This window comes from Mesorhizobium sp. LNJC405B00 (genome assembly GCF_000502615.1).
Taxonomy (GTDB): domain Bacteria; phylum Pseudomonadota; class Alphaproteobacteria; order Rhizobiales; family Rhizobiaceae; genus Mesorhizobium.
On the sequence record NZ_AYWC01000056.1, the window covers coordinates 1 to 1,332 of the forward strand.

A 1,332-nucleotide genomic window follows, 5' to 3' on the forward strand; every position below is an offset into this window, starting at 1 on the left:
CTCGGCTTACGTCCAAAGTTGACGCGGGGTGGAGCAGCCCGGTAGCTCGTCAGGCTCATAACCTGAAGGTCACAGGTTCAAATCCTGTCCCCGCAACCAACAAAAAAAACCCGCTTCACGCGGGCTTTTTGCGTTCTGACCGTGATCGATGGCGATTTTAACCTGCACCAGGGGTCGGAAGCAGGCGAAGCCGACCGTGGGACAGAAAAGCCAAATCATGACCCCCAACCGCCCGCAGCTCGCAGGCCTTTTGTATTCGGCACCTTTGCCCACGCGAAGCCGGTTGGCTCCCGGCTCTGTCAGCGCGGCAACCGCCACGCGCCGGCGCGATGGTGACCGGACGCTTTGGATCCTGCAAAACCAGGCGACGAACCATTCTCTCGCCATCAGATCTTGGAAAACGAACCGTGATCGTGCGCTTCCAATCATTGCTATCTATTGTTACCGGGCTTTGATCGGCGCCATAATCTTCCAGGAGGTTGCCGTGCCCGACTACGCTCTGAACGACCACTATGAGAGCTTTACCAGGAAGCAGCTCGAATCAGGCCGCTACAACAATGCCAGTGAGGTTGTTCGCGCCGGCCTGCGTATGCTCGAGGATTTCGAGGCGGAGCGGGAAAGATGGTTGCGCGAGGAGGTTCCGGCGCGCCTGACCGAGCTCCGGCAGGATCCGGCTAAACTAAGGGCATCCCTGTCGAGACAGTTTTTTCGCGGCTCGAGGCGCGTCATCACGCGAAGCAGGCGAAAGCCAAATAGGCAATGGAGTACCGCATTGTCTTCCACCCCAAGGCGGAAACTGAACTCGACCAGCTCTATGACGACATAGCCGACCCGTGCGTCGCCGGCGATCGCTTGGAATTTCGTTGTCGGCATCCGCGACCATTGCCTGAGCGTGTCGACTTTTCCACAGTGCGGCACAGAGCGGGTCGAGATCATGCCTGGTCCGCGGATCATCGGCTGGCGACGTGCCGTCAGCATTGCTTTCGCAGTCGATGCCGAACGGGTCTGGTCCTGGGTATTTTTTCGCCGGCCGCAACATCACGGCGGAATTGCTGGAAGGCCGGCTCTGAAGCGCTGCTTAGGCTGGCGTGGGGATCGACACTCGCCAGGAGGCGATTCTCAGGCCGATGGCACGCACCTGCCGCCGCCTAGAGGTGGGAGCTTGGTAGAAAGAGTGATCCTCAGCGGAACACCACTCACAATTTCAGCCAAGCCAGCTCACGAATTTCCGCCCCGTGGATATCTCCACGAGAAATCGAAAAAACATCGTCGATGACTGTTGACAGTTCTGGTTGGTGGCGACTATATACGCCTCACGAACGAGGGCGGTGC

Annotated in this window: 1 tRNA gene and 2 pseudogenes; all 3 read left to right on the forward strand. The window is 58.8% G+C overall.

The window, feature by feature from the left end:
* Positions 1–22: 22 nt before the first annotated feature.
* The 3 genes and pseudogenes from X756_RS136290 (at position 23) to X756_RS1000000170295 (ending at position 1,070) form a co-directional block, all read left to right on the forward strand.
* Positions 23–99: transfer RNA gene (locus tag X756_RS136290), tRNA-Met, on the forward strand.
* Between the two features lie 385 nt (positions 100–484).
* Positions 485–756 (forward strand): annotated as a pseudogene (locus X756_RS01000000166485) (type II toxin-antitoxin system ParD family antitoxin).
* A 3-nt stretch (positions 757–759) separates the two neighbouring features.
* Positions 760–1,070: pseudogene (locus X756_RS1000000170295) on the forward strand (type II toxin-antitoxin system RelE/ParE family toxin).
* Positions 1,071–1,332 lie beyond the last annotated feature (262 nt).